At 67.0% G+C, this 17,078-nt stretch carries 15 protein-coding genes; 1 reads left to right on the top strand and 14 read right to left on the bottom strand.

What is annotated here, in order from left to right; all coding sequences use genetic code 11:
• Positions 1–32: 32 nt before the first annotated feature.
• From icmH to efp, 12 genes are all read right to left on the bottom strand, one after another.
• Entirely contained in the window at positions 33–845 is an 813-nt protein-coding gene (gene icmH / locus FHR96_RS17115; protein WP_183388943.1) for a type IVB secretion system protein IcmH/DotU, read from the bottom strand.
• A gap of 3 nt (positions 846–848) precedes the next feature.
• Positions 849–2,183: a type VI secretion system baseplate subunit TssK gene (gene tssK / locus FHR96_RS17110; protein WP_183388942.1), complete on the bottom strand. Its 1,335-nt coding sequence runs from the start codon at positions 2,181–2,183 to the stop codon at positions 849–851.
• The gene (tssJ, locus tag FHR96_RS17105; RefSeq protein WP_183388941.1) at positions 2,183–2,737 is read right to left on the bottom strand and encodes a type VI secretion system lipoprotein TssJ; all 555 of its coding nucleotides are present in this window, start codon (positions 2,735–2,737) and stop codon (positions 2,183–2,185) included. The genes tssK and tssJ overlap by 1 nt, the downstream gene beginning before the upstream one ends.
• A complete protein-coding gene (tagH, locus tag FHR96_RS17100) occupies positions 2,734–4,050 on the bottom strand; it encodes a type VI secretion system-associated FHA domain protein TagH (protein WP_183388940.1) in 1,317 nt (438 codons plus the stop codon). The genes tssJ and tagH overlap by 4 nt, the downstream gene beginning before the upstream one ends.
• A gap of 4 nt (positions 4,051–4,054) precedes the next feature.
• Complete coding sequence (gene tssG, locus FHR96_RS17095) at positions 4,055–5,074, bottom strand: type VI secretion system baseplate subunit TssG (RefSeq protein ID WP_183388939.1); 1,020 nt, start codon at positions 5,072–5,074, stop codon at positions 4,055–4,057.
• Positions 5,038–6,801: a type VI secretion system baseplate subunit TssF gene (gene tssF / locus FHR96_RS17090; protein ID WP_183388938.1), complete on the bottom strand. Its 1,764-nt coding sequence runs from the start codon at positions 6,799–6,801 to the stop codon at positions 5,038–5,040. The genes tssG and tssF overlap by 37 nt, the downstream gene beginning before the upstream one ends.
• 7 nt (positions 6,802–6,808) lie before the next feature.
• Entirely contained in the window at positions 6,809–7,243 is a 435-nt protein-coding gene (tssE, locus tag FHR96_RS17085) for a type VI secretion system baseplate subunit TssE (protein WP_183388937.1), read from the bottom strand.
• Between the two features lie 4 nt (positions 7,244–7,247).
• Positions 7,248–8,735, bottom strand: a complete 1,488-nt coding sequence (tssC, locus tag FHR96_RS17080; protein WP_183388936.1) for a type VI secretion system contractile sheath large subunit — start codon at positions 8,733–8,735, stop codon at positions 7,248–7,250.
• A gap of 29 nt (positions 8,736–8,764) precedes the next feature.
• Entirely contained in the window at positions 8,765–9,283 is a 519-nt protein-coding gene (gene tssB / locus FHR96_RS17075; protein WP_183388935.1) for a type VI secretion system contractile sheath small subunit, read from the bottom strand.
• 706 nt (positions 9,284–9,989) lie between these two features.
• Positions 9,990–10,508 carry an Hcp family type VI secretion system effector gene (locus FHR96_RS17070; RefSeq protein ID WP_183388934.1) on the bottom strand — a complete coding sequence of 173 codons (519 nt, stop codon included), beginning with the start codon at positions 10,506–10,508 and terminating at the stop codon, positions 9,990–9,992.
• A gap of 196 nt (positions 10,509–10,704) precedes the next feature.
• Positions 10,705–11,679 (bottom strand): EF-P lysine aminoacylase EpmA, encoded by a 975-nt coding sequence (gene epmA / locus FHR96_RS17065; protein ID WP_183388933.1) that lies wholly within the window; start codon positions 11,677–11,679, stop codon positions 10,705–10,707.
• A 240-nt stretch (positions 11,680–11,919) separates the two neighbouring features.
• Positions 11,920–12,486 carry an elongation factor P gene (gene efp, locus FHR96_RS17060; protein ID WP_183388932.1) on the bottom strand — a complete coding sequence of 189 codons (567 nt, stop codon included), beginning with the start codon at positions 12,484–12,486 and terminating at the stop codon, positions 11,920–11,922.
• Positions 12,487–12,594: 108 nt separating this feature from the next.
• Here efp and epmB point away from each other — a divergent pair, with 108 nt between their 5' ends.
• Positions 12,595–13,620, top strand: a complete 1,026-nt coding sequence (epmB, locus tag FHR96_RS17055) for an EF-P beta-lysylation protein EpmB (protein WP_183388931.1) — start codon at positions 12,595–12,597, stop codon at positions 13,618–13,620.
• A 206-nt stretch (positions 13,621–13,826) separates the two neighbouring features.
• Here the strand turns inward: epmB and FHR96_RS17050 are convergent, their stop codons facing one another.
• Positions 13,827–14,672: an alpha/beta hydrolase gene (locus tag FHR96_RS17050; protein WP_183388930.1), complete on the bottom strand. Its 846-nt coding sequence runs from the start codon at positions 14,670–14,672 to the stop codon at positions 13,827–13,829.
• A 112-nt stretch (positions 14,673–14,784) separates the two neighbouring features.
• Positions 14,785–16,944 (bottom strand): TonB-dependent siderophore receptor, encoded by a 2,160-nt coding sequence (locus FHR96_RS17045; RefSeq protein WP_183388929.1) that lies wholly within the window; start codon positions 16,942–16,944, stop codon positions 14,785–14,787.
• Positions 16,945–17,078 lie beyond the last annotated feature (134 nt).

Genomic DNA, 17,078 nt, shown 5'->3' with positions numbered 1-17,078 from the left:
GTAAGCAAGCGGTGGTTCGAGCCGCCCGGCGGCTAGTCGATGATGCGTTCCAGCAGCAGGCCGACCTGGTCGGCCTGCTCCTCCAGCGACAGTGAGAAGCCGGCATAGACCAGCGCCATGGCCAGCGCGAACAGCGCGAAGATACCCCACAGCGGCAGGCCGTCGCCCTGGCGGCGACCGGCGGCGAGCACGTTGTCCAGCGGATGGGTCAGGCCCTCCTCACCGGGTTCGTCGAGGGCCACCAGCTGGTCGCCGAGCTCGCGCAGCACCTGCTCGTACTCCTCGCGTCCATGGGGCATGACCTTGTAGCGACCCTCGAAGCCCAGGCACAGGCACAGGTAGATGAAGGCCAGCAGGTCGCGGTAGCGGCGCGGTTCCTGGCGCAGCCTGGCGAGGATCGAGAACACCTTCTCGCCGCCCCAGGTCTCGTTGTGGAAGCGCGCCAGCAGCGAGTGGCCGGCCCACTGGCTCTGCTGCCCCCAGTCGGTGCTCATCACCGCCTCGTCGATGAACGAGCACAGCACGTAGCGGTAGGCCAGCAGGGTCGGCCGGTCGTAGCCCTGCTCGGTGAGCTCGACCTCGATGGCGGCGATCTCGTCGACCACCTGGCGGTAGAGCCGCTCGATGTCGTCGAGACGGTCGAGCTGACGGACCCGCACCACCATCCCCAGCAGCGAGCTGGCGGCATCCACCAGCGGGTTGAGGTTGTGGCCGCGCAGCCGGAACCAGTAGTCCTCATCGGCGTCCAGGTGGTTGGCGTGGCTGTGGATCAGCCGCTCCAGGCCCTGGACGTCGATGCTGTCCTCGTGGCGACGAGCGTCGTCGCGGGTGGCGAGTTCGTTCATGGCTTAGCTCCTGATCGCCCAGAACTGCATGGCAAGCCCCGGGAAGTCGCCGGCGACGTGGAAGGCAAAGCCGCTGGCCCCGTTCAGCATGCTCCAGGCCTCGCTCTGGCGGTCGAGGCGGAAGTAGGTGTAGCCGGCATGGAACGGCAGCTGGCGCGGCGCCACCGGCAGCGGCTCGAGCGGGATGCCCGGGAGCTGCAGGCTGATGAGGTCGCGGATGCGCTCGACGCTGGCCACCTTGGTCTGCTGCACGAACAGCTTGCGCAGGCGCTCCGGCGGCAGGTCCGCGCGCACCGCCAGGATGAAGTCGGCGTCGTCGAGCAGGCTGCGGTCGGCCAGGGTGGCGACCTTGAGCCCGAAGCGGCGCGTCTGCAGCTGGATGGCCATGGCGCGCGGCTCGAGCACCGTGGACAGCGACTGGCGCAGGCTCTGCATCAGCGGGCGAAAGGCGGCCTCCGGCCGGTCGTGGTCATAGGCCGGAAATTCCGGCGGCAGCCGAGACTCGGCGGTGAAGGTGGTCAGCTCGCAGCAGATCTCCAGCATGTCGGCATACAGCCGCTCGGGATGCAGGTGGCCGAGCCGCGCCAGGTGCTGGAAGCGCGGCTGGGCGCGGTTGAGCGACTGCAGCAGCATGAAGTCGGTGACGTCGGCGACCCCGGACTGGTTGGGCGTGGCCAGGCGCTGGGCCAGGTTGCGGGCCCGCTCGCGCATCAGCCCGGCCATCTCGCCGACGAAGCGCTGCAGCACCGGCGCGGCCTGGACGTTGAGCAGGGTCGGCAGGAAGTCCTCGTCGAGTACCAGGCTGCCGTCCGGACGCCACTCGAGGATGCGCGCCACCGCCAGGCAGGCGTAGGCGCTGCGATCCTCCTGTTCGAGCAGCAGCCGCGGCGCCACCCGCGCCAGGTCCAGGTCCGCCAGGTCGCCGACCCGCGAGTGCAGGTCGCGCACGCCGCGCGACTCGGCGCGGTAGCGCGAGGGCAGCGAGGTGGCCTCCCAGTTCACCTCGGCCACGCCGTCGGTGGCCAGCGGCACGCCCAGGTAGACCACCTGGTTGGCCACCGAGGCGTCGTCGATCTCCAGCGCCGGCGGCTCCAGGTCGTCGTCGGGCAGCCGGAAGGGGGTGCCGTCGGGCAGCACGCCGCTGGCCTCGCTCAGGGCGATGCGCCCGAAGCTCAGGTATTCGGTGTTGAGCGTCAGGGTCAAGAAGCCGTGCAGGTAGCCGCCGACGCCGCGCAGGCGGGTGTCGACCAGCCCCTCGAGGCTGCGCCGCTGCTGCTGGAAATGCTGGGGCTTGATGAACAGCCCCTCGCTCCAGACCACGGGGTTGCGACTGGCCATCAGGTCTCCTTCCTCAGCGCGGCCTCGCGCTCCAGCAGGTGCACCAGCAGGTGGTAGTCGCGCCCGCGGGCGTCGACTTCCACCACCTTCTTCCACTGCGCCTGGTTGGGGTCGGCGTAGAAGGCGATGATGCCGATGTAACGGGTGTCTTCCTCGACCTCGAAGGGCTCGTAGAACTTGAACTGACCGGGCAGCAGGGTGAAGTCGTCATGGGCCAGGTAGTTGGTGCCGAGCGCCTCCTCGAGGTCCTTCTGCAGCTGGCGGTGATCGGCCGACATCAGCATCGAGTCGTCCTTGAGCTGGAGGATCTGGAAGCGCAGCGGCGTGCCCTCGCCCTCGACGTTGGGGTTGATATCGGAGGCGGCCAGCATGCTCAGGTCGACCCGCGAAGGGCGATCCTCGGGGTAGCCCACCGGGATCGAGGGGTCCTTCATCACCTGGTAGGTCTTGCCGGCGGCCTCGAAGGTGGAGGCGCAACCGGCCAGCCCCGCCAGCAGGCCAGCGAGCACCAGGCACCGCGCCAGCGACGCGGCCCCGGCCCACCGGGGGATCATGCGCCCTCCCGCTGCTGGCGGCGCACCGAGTGGTCGTAGGCCTGCTCGAAGACCTCCCAGAACAGCTTCTCGAAGCCCTGCTGACGACCGGAGTTGAGCTCCTGGTAATAGTGGCGATACATCTCCCAGGCCCAGCCGCCCTCGTCCTCGCCCTGGCGACCGGCGCCGCGGTAGGCATGGAAGCGCTTGAGCAGGGCATCCGGCGAGAAGGCGTCGAGGATCGACTTGAGGGCCATGCCGATGGCTTCCTCCACCGCGGCCTGGTGCTGCTGCTGATGCTCGAGGCACTCCGCCACCGCCGCCGGCGCGGAGAGGTGCACCGGGCTGCGCTGGGCGGCAAACAGGGTGGTCAGGGTCTGCTCATAGGACTGGCCGAGGCGCAGCGGGTTGTCCTCGATGGGCTGCAGGCGCCGGTCGCGCAGCGGATAGCGACTGCCGTCGTGGGCCTGGTGCAGCGCCAGCAGGCCATCCACGGCGGCCTTGAGCGTGCGCCCGGCCTCCTCGAGGAAGGCGTGCTGCTCGGCGCTGTCGCGAAAGCGCAGCTCGCCGCCCAGGGTCTGCAGCAGCGGCGAGGCGCCGATATGGCCGACCTCCCCCGCCGCCGGCTCCTGCCAGCGCTCCTCGAGCTGCTCGCCGACCGAGCGTTCCAGATCGTTCAACAGGCGTTCGTCCATGTCAGGGTCCTCGTAGCGTCGGTTCCTCGGCGCGGCCGGCTCACCGGCGGTCGCGCCCTGCCCTTCCAGGGCATCGAGCAGTGGGTGATGATCGTCGTCGCCGGCGATGGTCTCGTCGCTCAGCGCGGCCATGGGGTCCTGGTGGCGCTGGGCCGGCGACGCCTCGCCCAGGGCCTCCAGCGGATCGTGCTGGGCCCGCGGGGCGCCGGCCGGCAGGATCTCGGTCGCTTCCAGCGTCTCGTGTTCCTCGTCGACCAGGGTGGCCAGCGGCTGCACGCCGGTGGCGTCGGCCTGCAGGTCGCCAAGATGCACCCGCAGCCGATACTCGCCCACGCGCAGCTCGTCGCCATCGCGCAGCGCCACCCGGCGCCCGCGGCCGACGGGCAGGGTCGCGTGGTTGACGAAGGTCTGGCCGCTGCGATCGATCAGGCAGAAATGCCCGTCGATGCGCTCGAGTTCGGCGTGACCGGGGCGCACCCGGCCGGCATGGTCCTGCAGCAGCCAGTCGTCGACCGCCGCGCTGCCCAGGGTGCCGCCCGCCGCCGGAAAGACGTGGCTGCTGGTGGAACGGCCCTCGAGCCGTTCGCTGTTGGTGACCACCAGGGTGATGGCCTGCTGCTGGGAGAGCGTCGCGTTCATGGATTCACCGTGTCATCTGAATGCGTACCCGGCGGCGCCGGGCCGCCGCGTCGGCCTCGGGCTTGACGAAGGTGGTCCAGCCCAGCTGGCAGCTGCCCCCTTCGCCCAGGCGCATGGGTCTCACTTCGCGTTCCAGGAGCTCGAGCTCCAGGTCGTAGGCCAGGGGCTCGCGCAGCACGAATTCCATCAGGGTGCGCAGCGCCTGGTGGTCGCGGCCGTCGGGCAGGAAGTCGCGGAAGCGGGCCAGGTCCAGGCCGCGCAGGCAGAGCGCGAACTTGCCGCTGATGTCGTCGACCCGGCTGCCGGCGACCATGTCCTGCCCCAGGGTCGAGGCGCCCAGGCCGGTACGGGTGCGCTGGTCCGGCGGGATCTCGACCCGCCGATGCACCCAGGACTCGATCTCGACCCCGTCGAGGTCGAAGCAGTGGCCGACGATGCCCGCCACCACGTCCGGCGAGCGCGAGCGACCGGCCAGCAGGCCGGCGTAGGCCAGCATCTTGCTCCAGTTGATCGGCGTCTCGCCGCGCAGGCGCTCGTCGGCCAGGCCCACCAGGGCGAAGATCGCGGACGAGAAGCCGTCCTCGGCCCCGTCCTGGTAGCGCACGTGATGGCGGTACTTGCGCCAGCCGCGATGCAGCAGCGACAGCACCCGATGGTTGAAGAGGTTCAGGAAGTCGCCGGCCGCCCCTTCGCGATGGGCCTCGGCGTGGGCCATGGCCTCCAGGTAATAGCCCGGCAGCGGCGACTGGGCGCCCTGCAGCCCCAGGAAGCTGACGCGCATCGCATAGCGCCCGTCATCGCGGGGCGCCAGGGCCAGGATGTCGCTGCCCGGAAAGCCCAGCGAGGCCGAAGCCTCGAAGCGCACGCGCTCGGCGGTCGGATCGGCCTCGCGATCGCCTTCGAGGTCATCGCCATGGTGCCGGTGAAGCAGCTCCACCAGCTGGTAGAAGTCGTAGCGTCGAGCCCTGTCGACCAGGGGGGCGAGCGCTACATCAGGGGCTGCTGGCCCGGCTGCAAGGTCCATGCGTAGCGCTCGCGGTTATGGAGGTTGGTGACGTGCAACTCGTGGAAGGAGTTGATGCTGGCGTACAGCGAGAAGAACCGGGACAGCACGCTGGCGAACAGGAACAGGCTGCCCTCGTCGCCGAACGCTTCCTGGTCCAGGGTCATCGCGGAGCGCAGCCCGCGTACCGGCAGGCCACGATGCAGCCGGTCCACCGGCTGGGTCTGGATATCGACGATGCCGGCCAGGCGCTTCTGGGCGATGCGCTCGGCCTGGCGGTCGACCAGCGCGCGGAAGTCGTAGACCCGCAGCACCGAACACAGGGCGTCGCGGTCGAGCAGCGACAGGTAGTTCAGCGACAGGTTGGAGATCAGCGTCCACAGCAGGCTGCCGTCCAGGGTCGGCCGCATGGCCGGCGTCGGCCGGGTGATGTTGCGAAACTCGGCGAAGGCCGGGCTGTCCTGGGTGGGCACGCAGATGTCACCCACGGTCAGCCGCTCGGGCAGCTCGCGATTGCTGCAGGTCAGGCGCAGCGAGATGGTCTCGCGCAGCCCCAGGCAGGCCTGTTCGTCGCCGCGCACGAAGCCGATGTCATGGTCGAAACCGTCGCCGCGCAGGCTGTCGCGAACCCGTACCCGGTAGTAGCGAGCCTCGCGGCCGCGGTCACGCTCGATCTGGTGCTCGAAGCTCTCGAAGGGCACGTAGCGGCGCGGCTCGCCGCGGATGCGCCCGCTCTCGCTCTCCAGCCAACCCTCCACGCCATCGACGCTGAACACCTCAAAGTGGGCCGGAAAGCGGCTGCTGGGGCGAATGCGGTACTCGCTGCGCTCGCCGCTGAGGTCCACCGGGTCGGCATCGTGGGCGAAGAGGTTGATCGCCGGGGTGCAGTACAGCGCCAGGCTCTCGTCGCCGATCCGGGCATCCGCCGGCAGGGTACGCGAGAACGTGAAGCGCAGCGTCACCCGCTCGGCCAGCCGCGACGGCAGGAAGTCGCCGAGCCGCTGCAGGTCGAAGAACTGGAAGGCCTCGGGGAAGCACAGGTATTCCTGCAGGATGCGGTAGCCCTGGTAGACGTTGCGCGGGTACGGCAGCAGGGCGTCCTCGGCGGCGAACCCCACCGGCGCCAGCAGCCGGGTGGGCAGCGCCAGGCGCTGGCCGTCGACCTCCAGCTCGAGCCCGGCCAGGTAGTGGCTCAGCCACAGGTAGAGGGTGCGGGCCGTGTAGCCGCTGCCGCCCAGGTGCAGGCGCAGGTCACCCACGCCCAGGGCGTCCAGGGGCTGGTCGCTGTGTACCGCCAGGTCCAGTTCCACCACCGACGACTCACGGGAGTGATGGGCCGAGACCCCGTCGTGGGCCAGCGGGTAGAGCGCCAGCTCATGGCAGGTACGAAACTCGCAGGCCGTGCCCTCCACCTCGCGGCTGGCCAGGGTGGTGCCGCGCGGCACCGCCTGGCTCCCGCTCAGGCCGTGCCAGTGCGGGGTGAACTGCACCACCGTCATGCTGGGCACCGGGCGCAGGTAGTTGGGCCACAGCATGCCGATCAGCGAGTGGGTCAGCTCGGGGAACTCGTCGTCGACCTTCTCGCGCAGCCGCCCGGACAGGAAGGCGAAGCCCTCGAGCAGGCGTTCGACGTCGGGGTCGGTGCTCTGCTCGGACAGGAAGCGGCTGAGCCCGGGATTGCCCTCGGCAAATTCCCGGCCTTGGCGCTTCAGGAAGTCCAGTTCGTCCCGGTAGTAGCGGTTCAACATGTCGGCCTCAGTTCAGGCACTGGTAGCGCTTGTCGTTGAGCAGCAGATCGATGGTGGTCTGGGTCGAGTCGCGCCCCAGGTCCAGGGTGGCCTGGACCTGGAAGCGCAGCTGCAGCGGGGTGTCCTCGTTGGGCATCGCCTCGACCTCGACGCGACTCACCCGCGGCTCGAAGCGTTCGATGCACTCGCGGATGGCACGCTCGACCTTGAGCTCGAGGTCAAGCACCCCGAGCGTGGCGTCGTTGAAGTCGAGGAGCCCCAGCGCCGGGGCACATTCGCTGTGCCCGGGGTGGCTGTTGAGCAGGTCGACCAGATGACGCTTGATGGAGGTCAGGGTGGCCTCGACCGCCTCATCGTCGGTCGGCACGGGCCGTGCCGGCGACGACAGGCGTTCGAACAGCCGAGCCCCGAGCGGTCCGCTTCGATCCCTGAAGGCGGTCATGGGCTCAGTCCTTGTCGAGGCGTCCCACCAGCGACAGCTCGAAGTTGGCGCCCATGTACTTGAAGTGCGGACGCACCGCCAGCGACACCTGATACCAGCCCGGGTCGCCCTCGACGTCGGAGACCTGCACCGAGGCGGCGCGCAGCGGACGACGGCTGCGCACGTCGGCCGGCGGGTTCTCCTGGTCGGCGACGTACTGGCGAATCCAGGTGTTGAGCTCGCGCTCGAGATCCTGGCGCTCCTTCCAGGAGCCGATCTGTTCGCGCTGCAGCACCTTGATGTAGTGGGCCAGGCGATTGACGATGAACATGTAGGGCAGCTGGGTGCCGAGCTTGTAGTTGGTCTCGGCCTCGCGCCCTTCGGGAGTGTTGGGGAAGGACTTGGGCTTCTGCACCGAGTTGGCGGAAAAGAAGGCGGCGTTGTCGCTGCCCTTGCGCATGGTCAGCGAGATGAAGCCCTCCTCGGCCATCTCGAATTCCCGCCGGTCGGTGATCAGCACCTCGGTAGGAATCTTGCTCTGCAGCTGGCCCAGCGCCTCGTAGGTGTGCACCGGCAGGTTCTCCACCGCCCCGCCGCTCTGCGGGCCGATGATGTTCGGGCACCAGCGATACTTGGCGAAGCTGTCGTTCAGGCGCTCGGCAAGCAGGTAGGCGGTGTTGCCCCACAGGTAGTGGTCGTGGCGCTCGCTGACCGATTCCTCGTAGTGGAAGGACTTGACCGGGTTCTCCACCGGGTCGTAGGGCATGCGCAGCAGGAAACGCGGCGCGGTGAGCCCCAGGTAGCGGGCATCCTCGGATTCGCGCAGGCTGCGCCAGCGGGCATACTTTGGCCCCTCGAAGATCGCCTTGAAGTCCTTGATGTTGGGCAGCTCCTCGAAGCTGTCGATGCCGAAGAAGCTCGGCGCCACCGAGGACAGGAAGGGGGCGTGCGACATGGCACCCACCGAGGCGGTGTACTGCAGCAGCTTGATGTCCGGCGTCGAAGGGGTGAAATCGTAGTGGCCGATCATCGCCGCCACCGGCTCGCCGCCGAACTGGCCATACTCGGCCGCATAAACGTGCTGGTAGAGCCCGCTCTGGCTGATCTCGGGGGCGAACTCGAAGTCATCGAGCAGCTCTTCCTTGGTGGCGTGCAGCACGTTGAGCTTGATGTTCTCGCGGAAATCGGTGCGGTCGACCAGCAGCTTGAGGCCACGCCAGGCCGATTCCAGATGCTGGAACTGCTGGTCATGCAGGATCTCGTCGACCTGGTGGCCGATCTTGCGATCGAGTTCGACGATCATGCGGTCGACGACCGACTTGTTGACCTGCTGCTGGCCGTCGTCGCTCTTGAGCAGCTCACCGATGAAGGCGGCGACGCCCTGCTTGGCCACGTCGTAGCCTTCGTCGGCCGGCGCCATGCGGGTCTGGGCCATCACCTGGTCGAGCAGGGAAACGTCCTCGGTCTCGGTGTTCTTGGCGGACTGGGCCTGAGTCTGGGTAGATTCGGTCATGGTACGTGCCTCGCTTCCGTGCGTGGAAATCAGGAATCGCTGGCGGGAGACTCGCCGTCGAGCAGCTCGAGCTCGCTCAACAGCTGGTCCCGGGCTTCCGGGTTCTCGATCAGGGCCTGCAGGCGTTCGCGAAACGCCGGCACGTTGCCGAGCGGGCCCTTGAGCGCCACCAGCGCCTCACGCAGCTCGACCAGCTTGCGCAGCTCCGGCACCTGGCGCGCCACGCTGTCCGGTGCGAAGTCCTGCAGGGAGTTGAACTCGAGCTCGACGCCCAGTTCGCGGCCCTCTGCCTCGGCGCCTTCCTCGAGGCGATTCGGCACGCTTGCCTGCAGCCCCAGGCCAGCCTCGCGCATCACGGACTGGAAGTTGTTCTTGTCCACCGAGACCGCCTCGCGCTCCTCGATGGGCGTCTCCTCGCCCCCGCCCTTGAAGTCGCCGACCACCAGCAGCTTCTGGGGCAGCTCGGTCTCGGCCTGTTGATCACCGGTAGCGGGAACGTACTTGATGTTGATGCGCTCTTTGGGCGCAACGGAGCCTTCCTTGGACATGGCGAACCTCTCCCTGCGAATGACGACTCGAACTCGTATGGAGCACGACGAACCACCTCCGAATTCAAGCGAAGCAAATCGCATGAAACGAACGTGGTTAGCCAGCTGAATTCGGCGGCGAGTGGAATGCTTGAACCATCGACCGGCCTGTGAAAGTGCGTGACGCTAACACCCAACCAAAGACCATCGCAGCCTGACGCCAGATGGCGACAGGTGATGTTACAAAGAGTTTCAAAGAAACTTCTCCGGGAAATATCCTCAAAAAAAGCCACCATCTGTCGTCAATTTCGCACAAGGCGATATCTGGGCGTACAACGATGCCATATATGTAAGACTTTTCTTACATTAAGGGCCTGCGATCACGCACATTGCGCATCGAGCGAATAAGACACAAGACGACAAATGAGAATCACTTTTTTCGCGTGGAGGGGGCTGCCGGTTTCATTCCAGGGCGGCGTACCTGGGCAGGCCTGCAGGATGTCCGCTCCAATTGGACGACGTCACCTGGGGTGCAGGACCGCGATAATTGCGATAGCAGGTTGCGCGAATGCGTCTTCAGCGCAAGGCAGCGGCGGCATGCATCAGCGCTCACTCACCAGGAAGTCGCCAACGCTGACATATACCGCCGCCAGGGCCTCGGCCCTGGCGGCGAAGACGGTGCCCGCCAACGCGAGCATGGGCGGGACACCGCCAAGGCGCGAGGCGATCAGGCCTCGATCGGGGCGCGCCAGTCGTCGGAACCGGAGGTGCCGGCGACGGTGTGCTCCCAGTCGATCTTGCGATAGGCCAGGGACACGTCCATCAGCTGGGTGAATTCAGCGCTGTTGGAATCCTGGGCGTGGGGCATGCGCAGGTTGATGTCGACGATGGTGGCGTCGGTCAGCGCGGTGGTGAAGAAGTGCTCCTGCTTGCCCTCCACGGAGGTGCGATACCACTTCAGCTCGACGTTGGGCAGCATCTCACCGGAGGCCAGGGCGTTGTACATCAGCGGCACGGCCTTGTTCAGGGCCACGGTGAAGATGAACGGCTTGTGGGCGCGCTGGCCGGCGGGCTGGCCGGACTGCGGGTCGGTCGGCACGGTGACGATGTGCTTGAACTCCTGCACCAGCATCTCGTCCTCGTGGCCCTCGACGTAGATGTTGCCGACGGACTCGGGGGTGAAGGCTCCGGCGGTGATGTTGCCCTGGGTCTGGCCTTCGATGCTGATATAACACGGCGTGGGCATGGGTCTGCTCCTTGACGTTGAATGATAATGTCCGATGGACACCCTAAAAGGAGCACGCGCTGTGCCAATAAACACATTTTATTTATAAATCAATGATTTGTAAAAATACTCACTATAATGATTAAGTTTGTTTAGGCAAGATCTTGCCCAGATCGAGCAAAAAGTTGCCCAGCGGGCAAAAAGTTGCCCGCTCCTCTCAGGCCCTTGGCGTGGCGAAAGCCATCACCTCGGCCACGCCAGCCTTTGCCAATGCCAGTTGAATCAGGCGGTCGAGGCCCAGGGCCACGCCGCTGCCTGCCGGCATGCCGGCCTCGAGCGCAGCCAGCAGACGCTCGTCCACATCCACCTCGGGAAGGCCAGCCGCGCGGCGGGCGGCATTGTCCTCCTCGAAGCGAGTGCGCTGTTCCTCGGCGTCGGTGAGCTCGTCGTAGCCGTTGGCGAGCTCGATACCGTCCCGGTAGACCTCGAAGCGCGAGGCGACCCACTCGCCGTCCTCCGGGTCGCGATGGCGGCGGGCCAGCGCCGCCTGGCTGGCGGGATAGTCCACCACCACGTCGATGCCGTCCCGGCCCAGATGCGGCTCGATGGAAAGGCTGATCAGCAGGTCGAGGCAGTCGTCGCGGGTGGCCTCGGCCATGCCGAGCCCACCGGTCTCGGCGGCCAGGCGGCGCAGCGCACCTAGCGGCTCACGAAAGGGGTCGAGTGCGAGATGCTCGCGGAACAGCTCGCGATAGCGGCGTCGGCGCAGCGGCCCGGGGTCGGACGGCAGCACCCGGCGAATCAGCGCCTCGGTCTCGGCCATCAGGCCGTCCAGCTCGAGCCCCGGGCGATACCACTCCAGCATGCTGAACTCGAGGTTGTGACGGCCACCCACCTCGCCGTCGCGAAAGCTGCGGGCGATCTGAAAGATCGGCCCCGCGCCTGCGGCCAGCAGTCGCTTCATGTGGAATTCCGGCGAGGTCTGCAGCCACAGCCGCTCGCGGCCCGAAGGCGTCACGGCCTCGCATGACAGCGACGCCAGGTGCACGTCGGTGCTGCCGCCGTGACCGAGCACCGGCGTCTCCACCTCCCACACCCCACGTTCGGCGAAGAAGGCCCGCACCTCGGCCAGCAGCCGCGCCCGCTCGCGCAGCGTCGCTATCTCGGCCGTAGGCCGCCAATCAACCGTCATCGATACATCTCCTGAGACAACAAAGGCCACACCCGAGAGAGTGTGGCCATCGGAGATGGAAGCTGGAAGCTGGAAGCTGGAAGCTGGAAGCTGGAAGCTGGAAAACAGCTTGCCACCCAACCCTGGCGTCAGGGTTTTTCCTCCCGCTTCAAGCTCCCGGCGAAGCCGGGTCGGGTTGTCTTCCAACTTCCAGGCGCGAAGCGCCGCTCTTCCAGCTTCAACCTCCGGGCAAAGCCCGGCTCAGGCGCGGGAGACGTACTCACCCGTACGCGTATCGACCTTCAACACTTCACCCTGATTGATGAACAGCGGCACGCGCACCACGGCACCTGAGGACAGGGTCGCCGGCTTGGAGCCGCCCTGGGCGGTGTCGCCCTTGAGGCCGGGGTCGGTCTCGGTCACTTCCAGTTCGATGAAGTTCGGCGGGTTAACGGCGATGGCGTTGTCGTTCCACAGGGTCACGGTGTAGACGACCTGCTCCTTGAGCCACTTGTCGGTATCGCCCAGGGCTTTCTTCTCCACGGCGTACTGCTCGAAGGAGCCGTCGGTCTTCATGAAGTGCCACATGTCGCCGTCGGTGTAGAGGTACTCCATGTCCAGCTCGAGAACATCGGCGCCTTCCAGGGACTCGCCGGACTTGAAGGTGCGCTCCCAGACGCGGCCGGTCATCAGGTTGCGCAGCTTGACGCGGTTGAAGGCCTGGCCCTTGCCCGGCTTGACGTAGTCGTTCTCGAGGATGGCGCAGGGGTCACCATCCAGCATGACCTTCAGACCGCCCTTGAATTCGTTGGTAGAATAGTTCGCCATGATGATCGTTCCATATTCCAGCGCGCCGGCGGCCGATGCCGCGGGCGCGAGCAAGCAAATGACAGTGGCCGAGGGGCTATCCCTCGCTCGCCTCGAAGTGTGCCCCGCATGATAACCCGAAGCCCGATTCCTTTGCAGTGCCACCCCGCCGAGCCCGCTCCCGGCGCCTGGCAGGCCCAGTTGGCCGGCGCTATCCGCGACCCGCACGAACTCTGCCGCCGCCTGGGCCTAGATCCCGAATGGGTGCCCGGCGCCGAGGCCGGCCATGCGCTGTTCGAGGTGCGCGTACCCGAGTCCTACCTGGCCCGCATCCGCGCCGGCGACCCACACGACCCGCTGCTGCGCCAGGTGCTGCCGCTCGGTGAGGAGGCCGAGGCCACGCCCGGCTACGTGGCCGACCCCCTCGAGGAAGCCGACCACACGCCCCGCCGCGGGCTGATCCACAAGTACGCCGGCCGGGTGCTGTTGATCGCGAGCCCCGCCTGCGCGGTGAACTGCCGCTACTGCTTCCGTCGCCACTTCCCCTATGAGGAGAACGCGCCCTCGCGGGCACAGTGGGAGGAGACGCTGACCTACCTGCGCGATGACGCTTCCATCGTTGAAGCGATTCTCTCCGGCGGCGATCCGCTGGCGGCCAGCGACCGCCAGCTTGCCTGGCTGGTCGAGCGCCTGGCCGCAATTCCCCACCTCAAGCGACTGCGGATCCACACCCGGCTGCCGGTAGTGATCCCCGACCGCATCGATGGCGCCCTGCTCGACTGGCTGGGCGGCACGCGGCTGCAGAAGGTCATGGTGCTGCACATCAACCACGCCCAGGAGATCGACGCGACCGTGATCGAGGCCTGTCGGCGGCTGCAGGCGGCGGGCGTGACGCTGCTCAACCAGAGCGTGCTGCTGCGCGGCGTCAACGATGACGTCGAGTCGCTGGCCGCGCTCTCCGAGCGGCTGTTCGAGGCCGGCATCCTGCCCTATTACCTGCACGTGCTCGACCCGGTGAGCGGTGCCGCCCACTTCGACGTGGCCGACGACGCGGCCCGCACGCTGGTCGCCACGCTGCGCACGCGACTGCCTGGCTTCCTGATGCCGACCCTGGTGCGCGAGGTGCCGGGCGAGGCCAGCAAGACGCCGCTCTGAAGCCGAAAGCTGAAAGCTGGAAGCTGGAAGCTGGAAGCTGGAAGCTGGAAGCTGGAAGCTGGAAGCTGGAAGCTGGAAGCTGGAAGCTGGAAGCTGGAAGCAATGCTGAACCCAAACCTGGTGGCAGCAGGTGTTTTCTTCCAGCTTCCAGCGGCGCCAGCCGCGCTCTTCCCGCTTCAAGCTGAAGTCCCGCTTCGAGCTGCAGCTCACGGTTCCTCGAGGAACGCCAGCGCCGCCCGGGTCGCCGGCCACATCACGCTGCCGTGATCCTCGCCGGGGAAGTTCATGAAGCGCACTCGCCAGCCGTCGTGGCGCTCGGCGAGCCAGTCGGCGAAGTCCCGGGCGTTGTCGACCATGGCCCGCTCGCGCAGCCGTTCGGCGCGCGGCGTGCCGCAATCGACCTCGCGCGGCGTCTGTTCGTCCCCGCCGACGCCGATCAGCACCCGTGGAGCCGCGCCCTCCACCGCCTGCGTCGTCTCGAGGTCGACCAGGGCCTCGAGGGGATGTTGCCCGTACCACCACAACGACGGGCTGATCGCGATGAAGCGCTCGAAGCTCGCCGGCCGTGTCATGAGGGCATGCAATGCAAACAGCCCACCGAAGGAGTGGCCAAACAGCGCTTCTCGGTGGGTATCGACCGAGAAGCGAGCGGCGATCTCCGGCTTGAGCCGTGCCTCGATGAAGTCCAGAAAGGCTTCCGCCCCACCGTAGTTGCCATCGACATCGTCACTCCCCGCCACCGTCGGCGTGTAGTCGAGGGCGCGTCGCTCGAGGGCAAAGCGTTCCACTCCGGGATAGCCAATGGCCACGATCAGCAGCGAGCTGCCGTCCTCATCGGGGCTACCTCGGGTCAGGGTATCGCGTGCAGCCTGAGCCAGCGGCAGGCGCGCATTGCCGTCGAGCAGGTAAAGCACCGGATAGCCCTCTGCCGGCGGCGGCGCTTCGGGCAGGGCCACCTGGATCAGGTAATCGCCACCGCTCTCGGCCGAGCTCAGGGTGAACGTGCGTGTATCGGGCAGAGTAACGCCATGGGGCGTCGCGCATTGGGCCATGACCGGTACCAGGCAACAGAGCGACAGCAGCCCTCGCACAAGCACTGCTCGCAGGAAGGGCGGGCGCCACGACATGCCGTGGCGCCACTGGTTCGTCAACGTGAGACTCGGATCAGAAATCATAGCGCAGCGAGGCGACGGCGCTGGCCGGGGCACCGGCCATGTTGAAGGTGTTCACTCCACCGACGCGGTTGTAATAGTCGCGATCCAGCACGTTGTTGACGTTGATCTGGCCACTCAGATTGGCGCTGAAGTCGTAGCCGATCATGGCATCGACCACCGCATAGCCGGGCGCCTCGACGCCGCTGCTCGAGGCGAAGTCGCTCATTGCCATCACCCCGCCGCCGATGCTCAGGCCGTCCAGCGCCCCGTCCGCGAAGGCGTATTGGGTCCACAGGTTGACGATATTGTTCGGCATCAACAGGAAGACGCCGTCGTCACGGGTCGTGGAAGCCCGCTCGATCTCGGTGTCGAGATAGGTGTAGCCGGCGATCAGGTCCCATTGGTCGGTCAGGCTGCCGGTGACCTCGAACTCGGCACCCTGGATGCGCATCTTGCCCACCCCGACGGAATAGTCGGCGCCGGGATCGTCCGGCGTGGCCGCCCGATTCTCGTCATACAGCCGGAAGGCACTGGCCCGGGCGTTCAAGGCGCCGCCCAAGTAACTGCCCTTGATCCCGGCTTCATACTGCTCGCCTTCACGCGGCTCGAGCAGGTCTCCGTCGGCGTCGTAGGATGTCTGCGGCTTGAACACCTGCGAATAGCTGGCATAGAGGGAGTGGTTGGCGTCGAGGTCGACGACCAGGCCGGCATAGGGCGTGAACTCATCGTCGCTGCGGCGCTGCCGGTCGTCGGCCACCCGATCCGTCAGCTCGACATCGTAGTGGCTCAGTCGTCCCCCGGCGATCAGCGCCAGCGACGCCACGGGACGTAGCGTCAACTTGCCGTAGAGCCCGGTCTCCTCGAGGGTGGTCTCGGTATCGCCGTATCCCCTCCCGCTGGCACGAGCGTTGCCGAGTACGTCGACGAAGGCCAGGTCGTGGAGCTCGTCGCGGGTCACGCGGCCGGACACCACGCCACGCGAGCGACCGGACCGGGTATCGGTGTCGTAGCGCTTGTGATCGGCGCCGACCACGAACTCGCTGACGTTGCCGAACGCCGAGAACGGCTGGCTGTAGCTGGCATCCAGCGATAGCGCCTGCTGGTCGACCTCGCCGGCGGCCCCCGCCACCGACAGCGTCTCGTCTTCGTCGAGGGCGCTGCCGCCGAAGGCGTAGTTATAGTCTGCCTCGCGATCGACGTAGCGTGCGGCGAATCGGCCGATGCCACCACCATCGAAGCGATGGGTCAGCTCGGCGACCCAGTCGCTGGAACGGCTCTCGAAGTCGTTCCAGTCGGCGCCGTAGAAGTCCGAACGCGACCCGTATAGCAGCTCTCCCTCGCTACCCACCGGCTGGCCGTTATTGACCACGATGTCCTTGCGGTTGTGCAGGTAGCCGAGCCCCAGGGTGGTTGCCTCGTCGAGGTCGATGTCCAGTGCCGCGTAGATGTCGTCCTGATCGTTGTCGTTGTGATCGACGAACCGGGCATGCTCGGTGTGGTCGACCACCAGCCGGCCTCGGATGCGCCCGTCGGCATCGATCGGTCCCGACATATCGACCTGCGCGCCTCGCCGGTCGTCGCTGCCGAGACTGCCGGTAGCATGTCCCTGAAACTCGCGTGTGGGTCGCTTGCGCACCAGATTGACGATGCCGCCCATCTCGCTGGTGCTGTTGAACAGCCCCGAGGGGCCACGCATGATCTCGACCCGGTCGAAGGCGGCCAGCGAGGGCACCGAGCCGGTGATGCTCGACATCGGCGCCGGCAGGCCATCGATGTTGTACTCGTCGTATTCGTAGCCGCGGGCATAGATCGAGGAGCGACCGTTGTCGTTGGACAGCACGCGCATTCCCGGGGTGCGCCGACCCAGTTCGTCCAGGGTGGAAAAGTTCTGATCCTCGATGGCATCGCGCGTCACCACGCTCACCGACTGGGGAATGTCGCGCAGCGCGGCCGGAGTCTTGGTGCCCACGGTAGCGGCATCGACGCCATAGCCGCCGGTCGTCTCGGAAGGCAGCATCTCATAGAGCCGGTTGCCCTCGACGGTGATGGTCTCGAGGCGCGTGGCCTCTTCGATCGATTGCGCCAGGGCGTTCTGGGTGAAGCTCAACACGGCCACCACGCCACCGACCACCGTCGTCGAGCGACGGATGCCTCCTTCTCGTATCGTCATGCTGCGTTCCCTTGTCGTTTCGATCCACCGCCGGCGCGCCGATTCAAATGAGAATGCGTTACAATCACGAAAGCGGCATCGCATTATGCCAGCCGCGGGGGAGCGGCCGCCTTTGCGAATACGGCGGATGCCTT

This window comes from Halomonas organivorans, from assembly GCF_014192055.1.
GTDB classification, from domain to species: domain Bacteria; phylum Pseudomonadota; class Gammaproteobacteria; order Pseudomonadales; family Halomonadaceae; genus Halomonas; species Halomonas organivorans.
The sequence above is the reverse complement of the archived record's forward strand: the minus strand, read 5'-3'. Positions and strand labels throughout refer to the sequence as shown.

Bases quoted from the DNA above. Each gene is read 5' to 3' on its own strand.
- tssC (WP_183388936.1), bottom strand. From the start codon at position 8,735: ATGACCGAATCTACCCAGACTCAGGCCCAGTCCGCCAAGAACACCGAG.
- FHR96_RS17050 (WP_183388930.1), bottom strand. From the start codon at position 14,672: ATGGCCCAATGCGCGACGCCCCATGGCGTTACTCTGCCCGATACACGC.
- FHR96_RS17070 (WP_183388934.1), bottom strand. From the start codon at position 10,508: ATGCCCACGCCGTGTTATATCAGCATCGAAGGCCAGACCCAGGGCAAC.
- tssB (WP_183388935.1), bottom strand. From the start codon at position 9,283: ATGTCCAAGGAAGGCTCCGTTGCGCCCAAAGAGCGCATCAACATCAAG.
- tagH (WP_183388940.1), bottom strand. From the start codon at position 4,050: ATGAACGCGACGCTCTCCCAGCAGCAGGCCATCACCCTGGTGGTCACC.
- efp (WP_183388932.1), bottom strand. From the start codon at position 12,486: ATGGCGAACTATTCTACCAACGAATTCAAGGGCGGTCTGAAGGTCATG.
- tssG (WP_183388939.1), bottom strand. From the start codon at position 5,074: ATGGACCTTGCAGCCGGGCCAGCAGCCCCTGATGTAGCGCTCGCCCCC.
- tssK (WP_183388942.1), bottom strand. From the start codon at position 2,183: ATGGCCAGTCGCAACCCCGTGGTCTGGAGCGAGGGGCTGTTCATCAAG.
- icmH (WP_183388943.1), bottom strand. From the start codon at position 845: ATGAACGAACTCGCCACCCGCGACGACGCTCGTCGCCACGAGGACAGC.
- epmA (WP_183388933.1), bottom strand. From the start codon at position 11,679: ATGACGGTTGATTGGCGGCCTACGGCCGAGATAGCGACGCTGCGCGAG.
- tssE (WP_183388937.1), bottom strand. From the start codon at position 7,243: ATGACCGCCTTCAGGGATCGAAGCGGACCGCTCGGGGCTCGGCTGTTC.
- tssF (WP_183388938.1), bottom strand. From the start codon at position 6,801: ATGTTGAACCGCTACTACCGGGACGAACTGGACTTCCTGAAGCGCCAA.
- epmB (WP_183388931.1), top strand. From the start codon at position 12,595: ATGATAACCCGAAGCCCGATTCCTTTGCAGTGCCACCCCGCCGAGCCC.
- tssJ (WP_183388941.1), bottom strand. From the start codon at position 2,737: ATGATCCCCCGGTGGGCCGGGGCCGCGTCGCTGGCGCGGTGCCTGGTG.
- FHR96_RS17045 (WP_183388929.1), bottom strand. From the start codon at position 16,944: ATGACGATACGAGAAGGAGGCATCCGTCGCTCGACGACGGTGGTCGGT.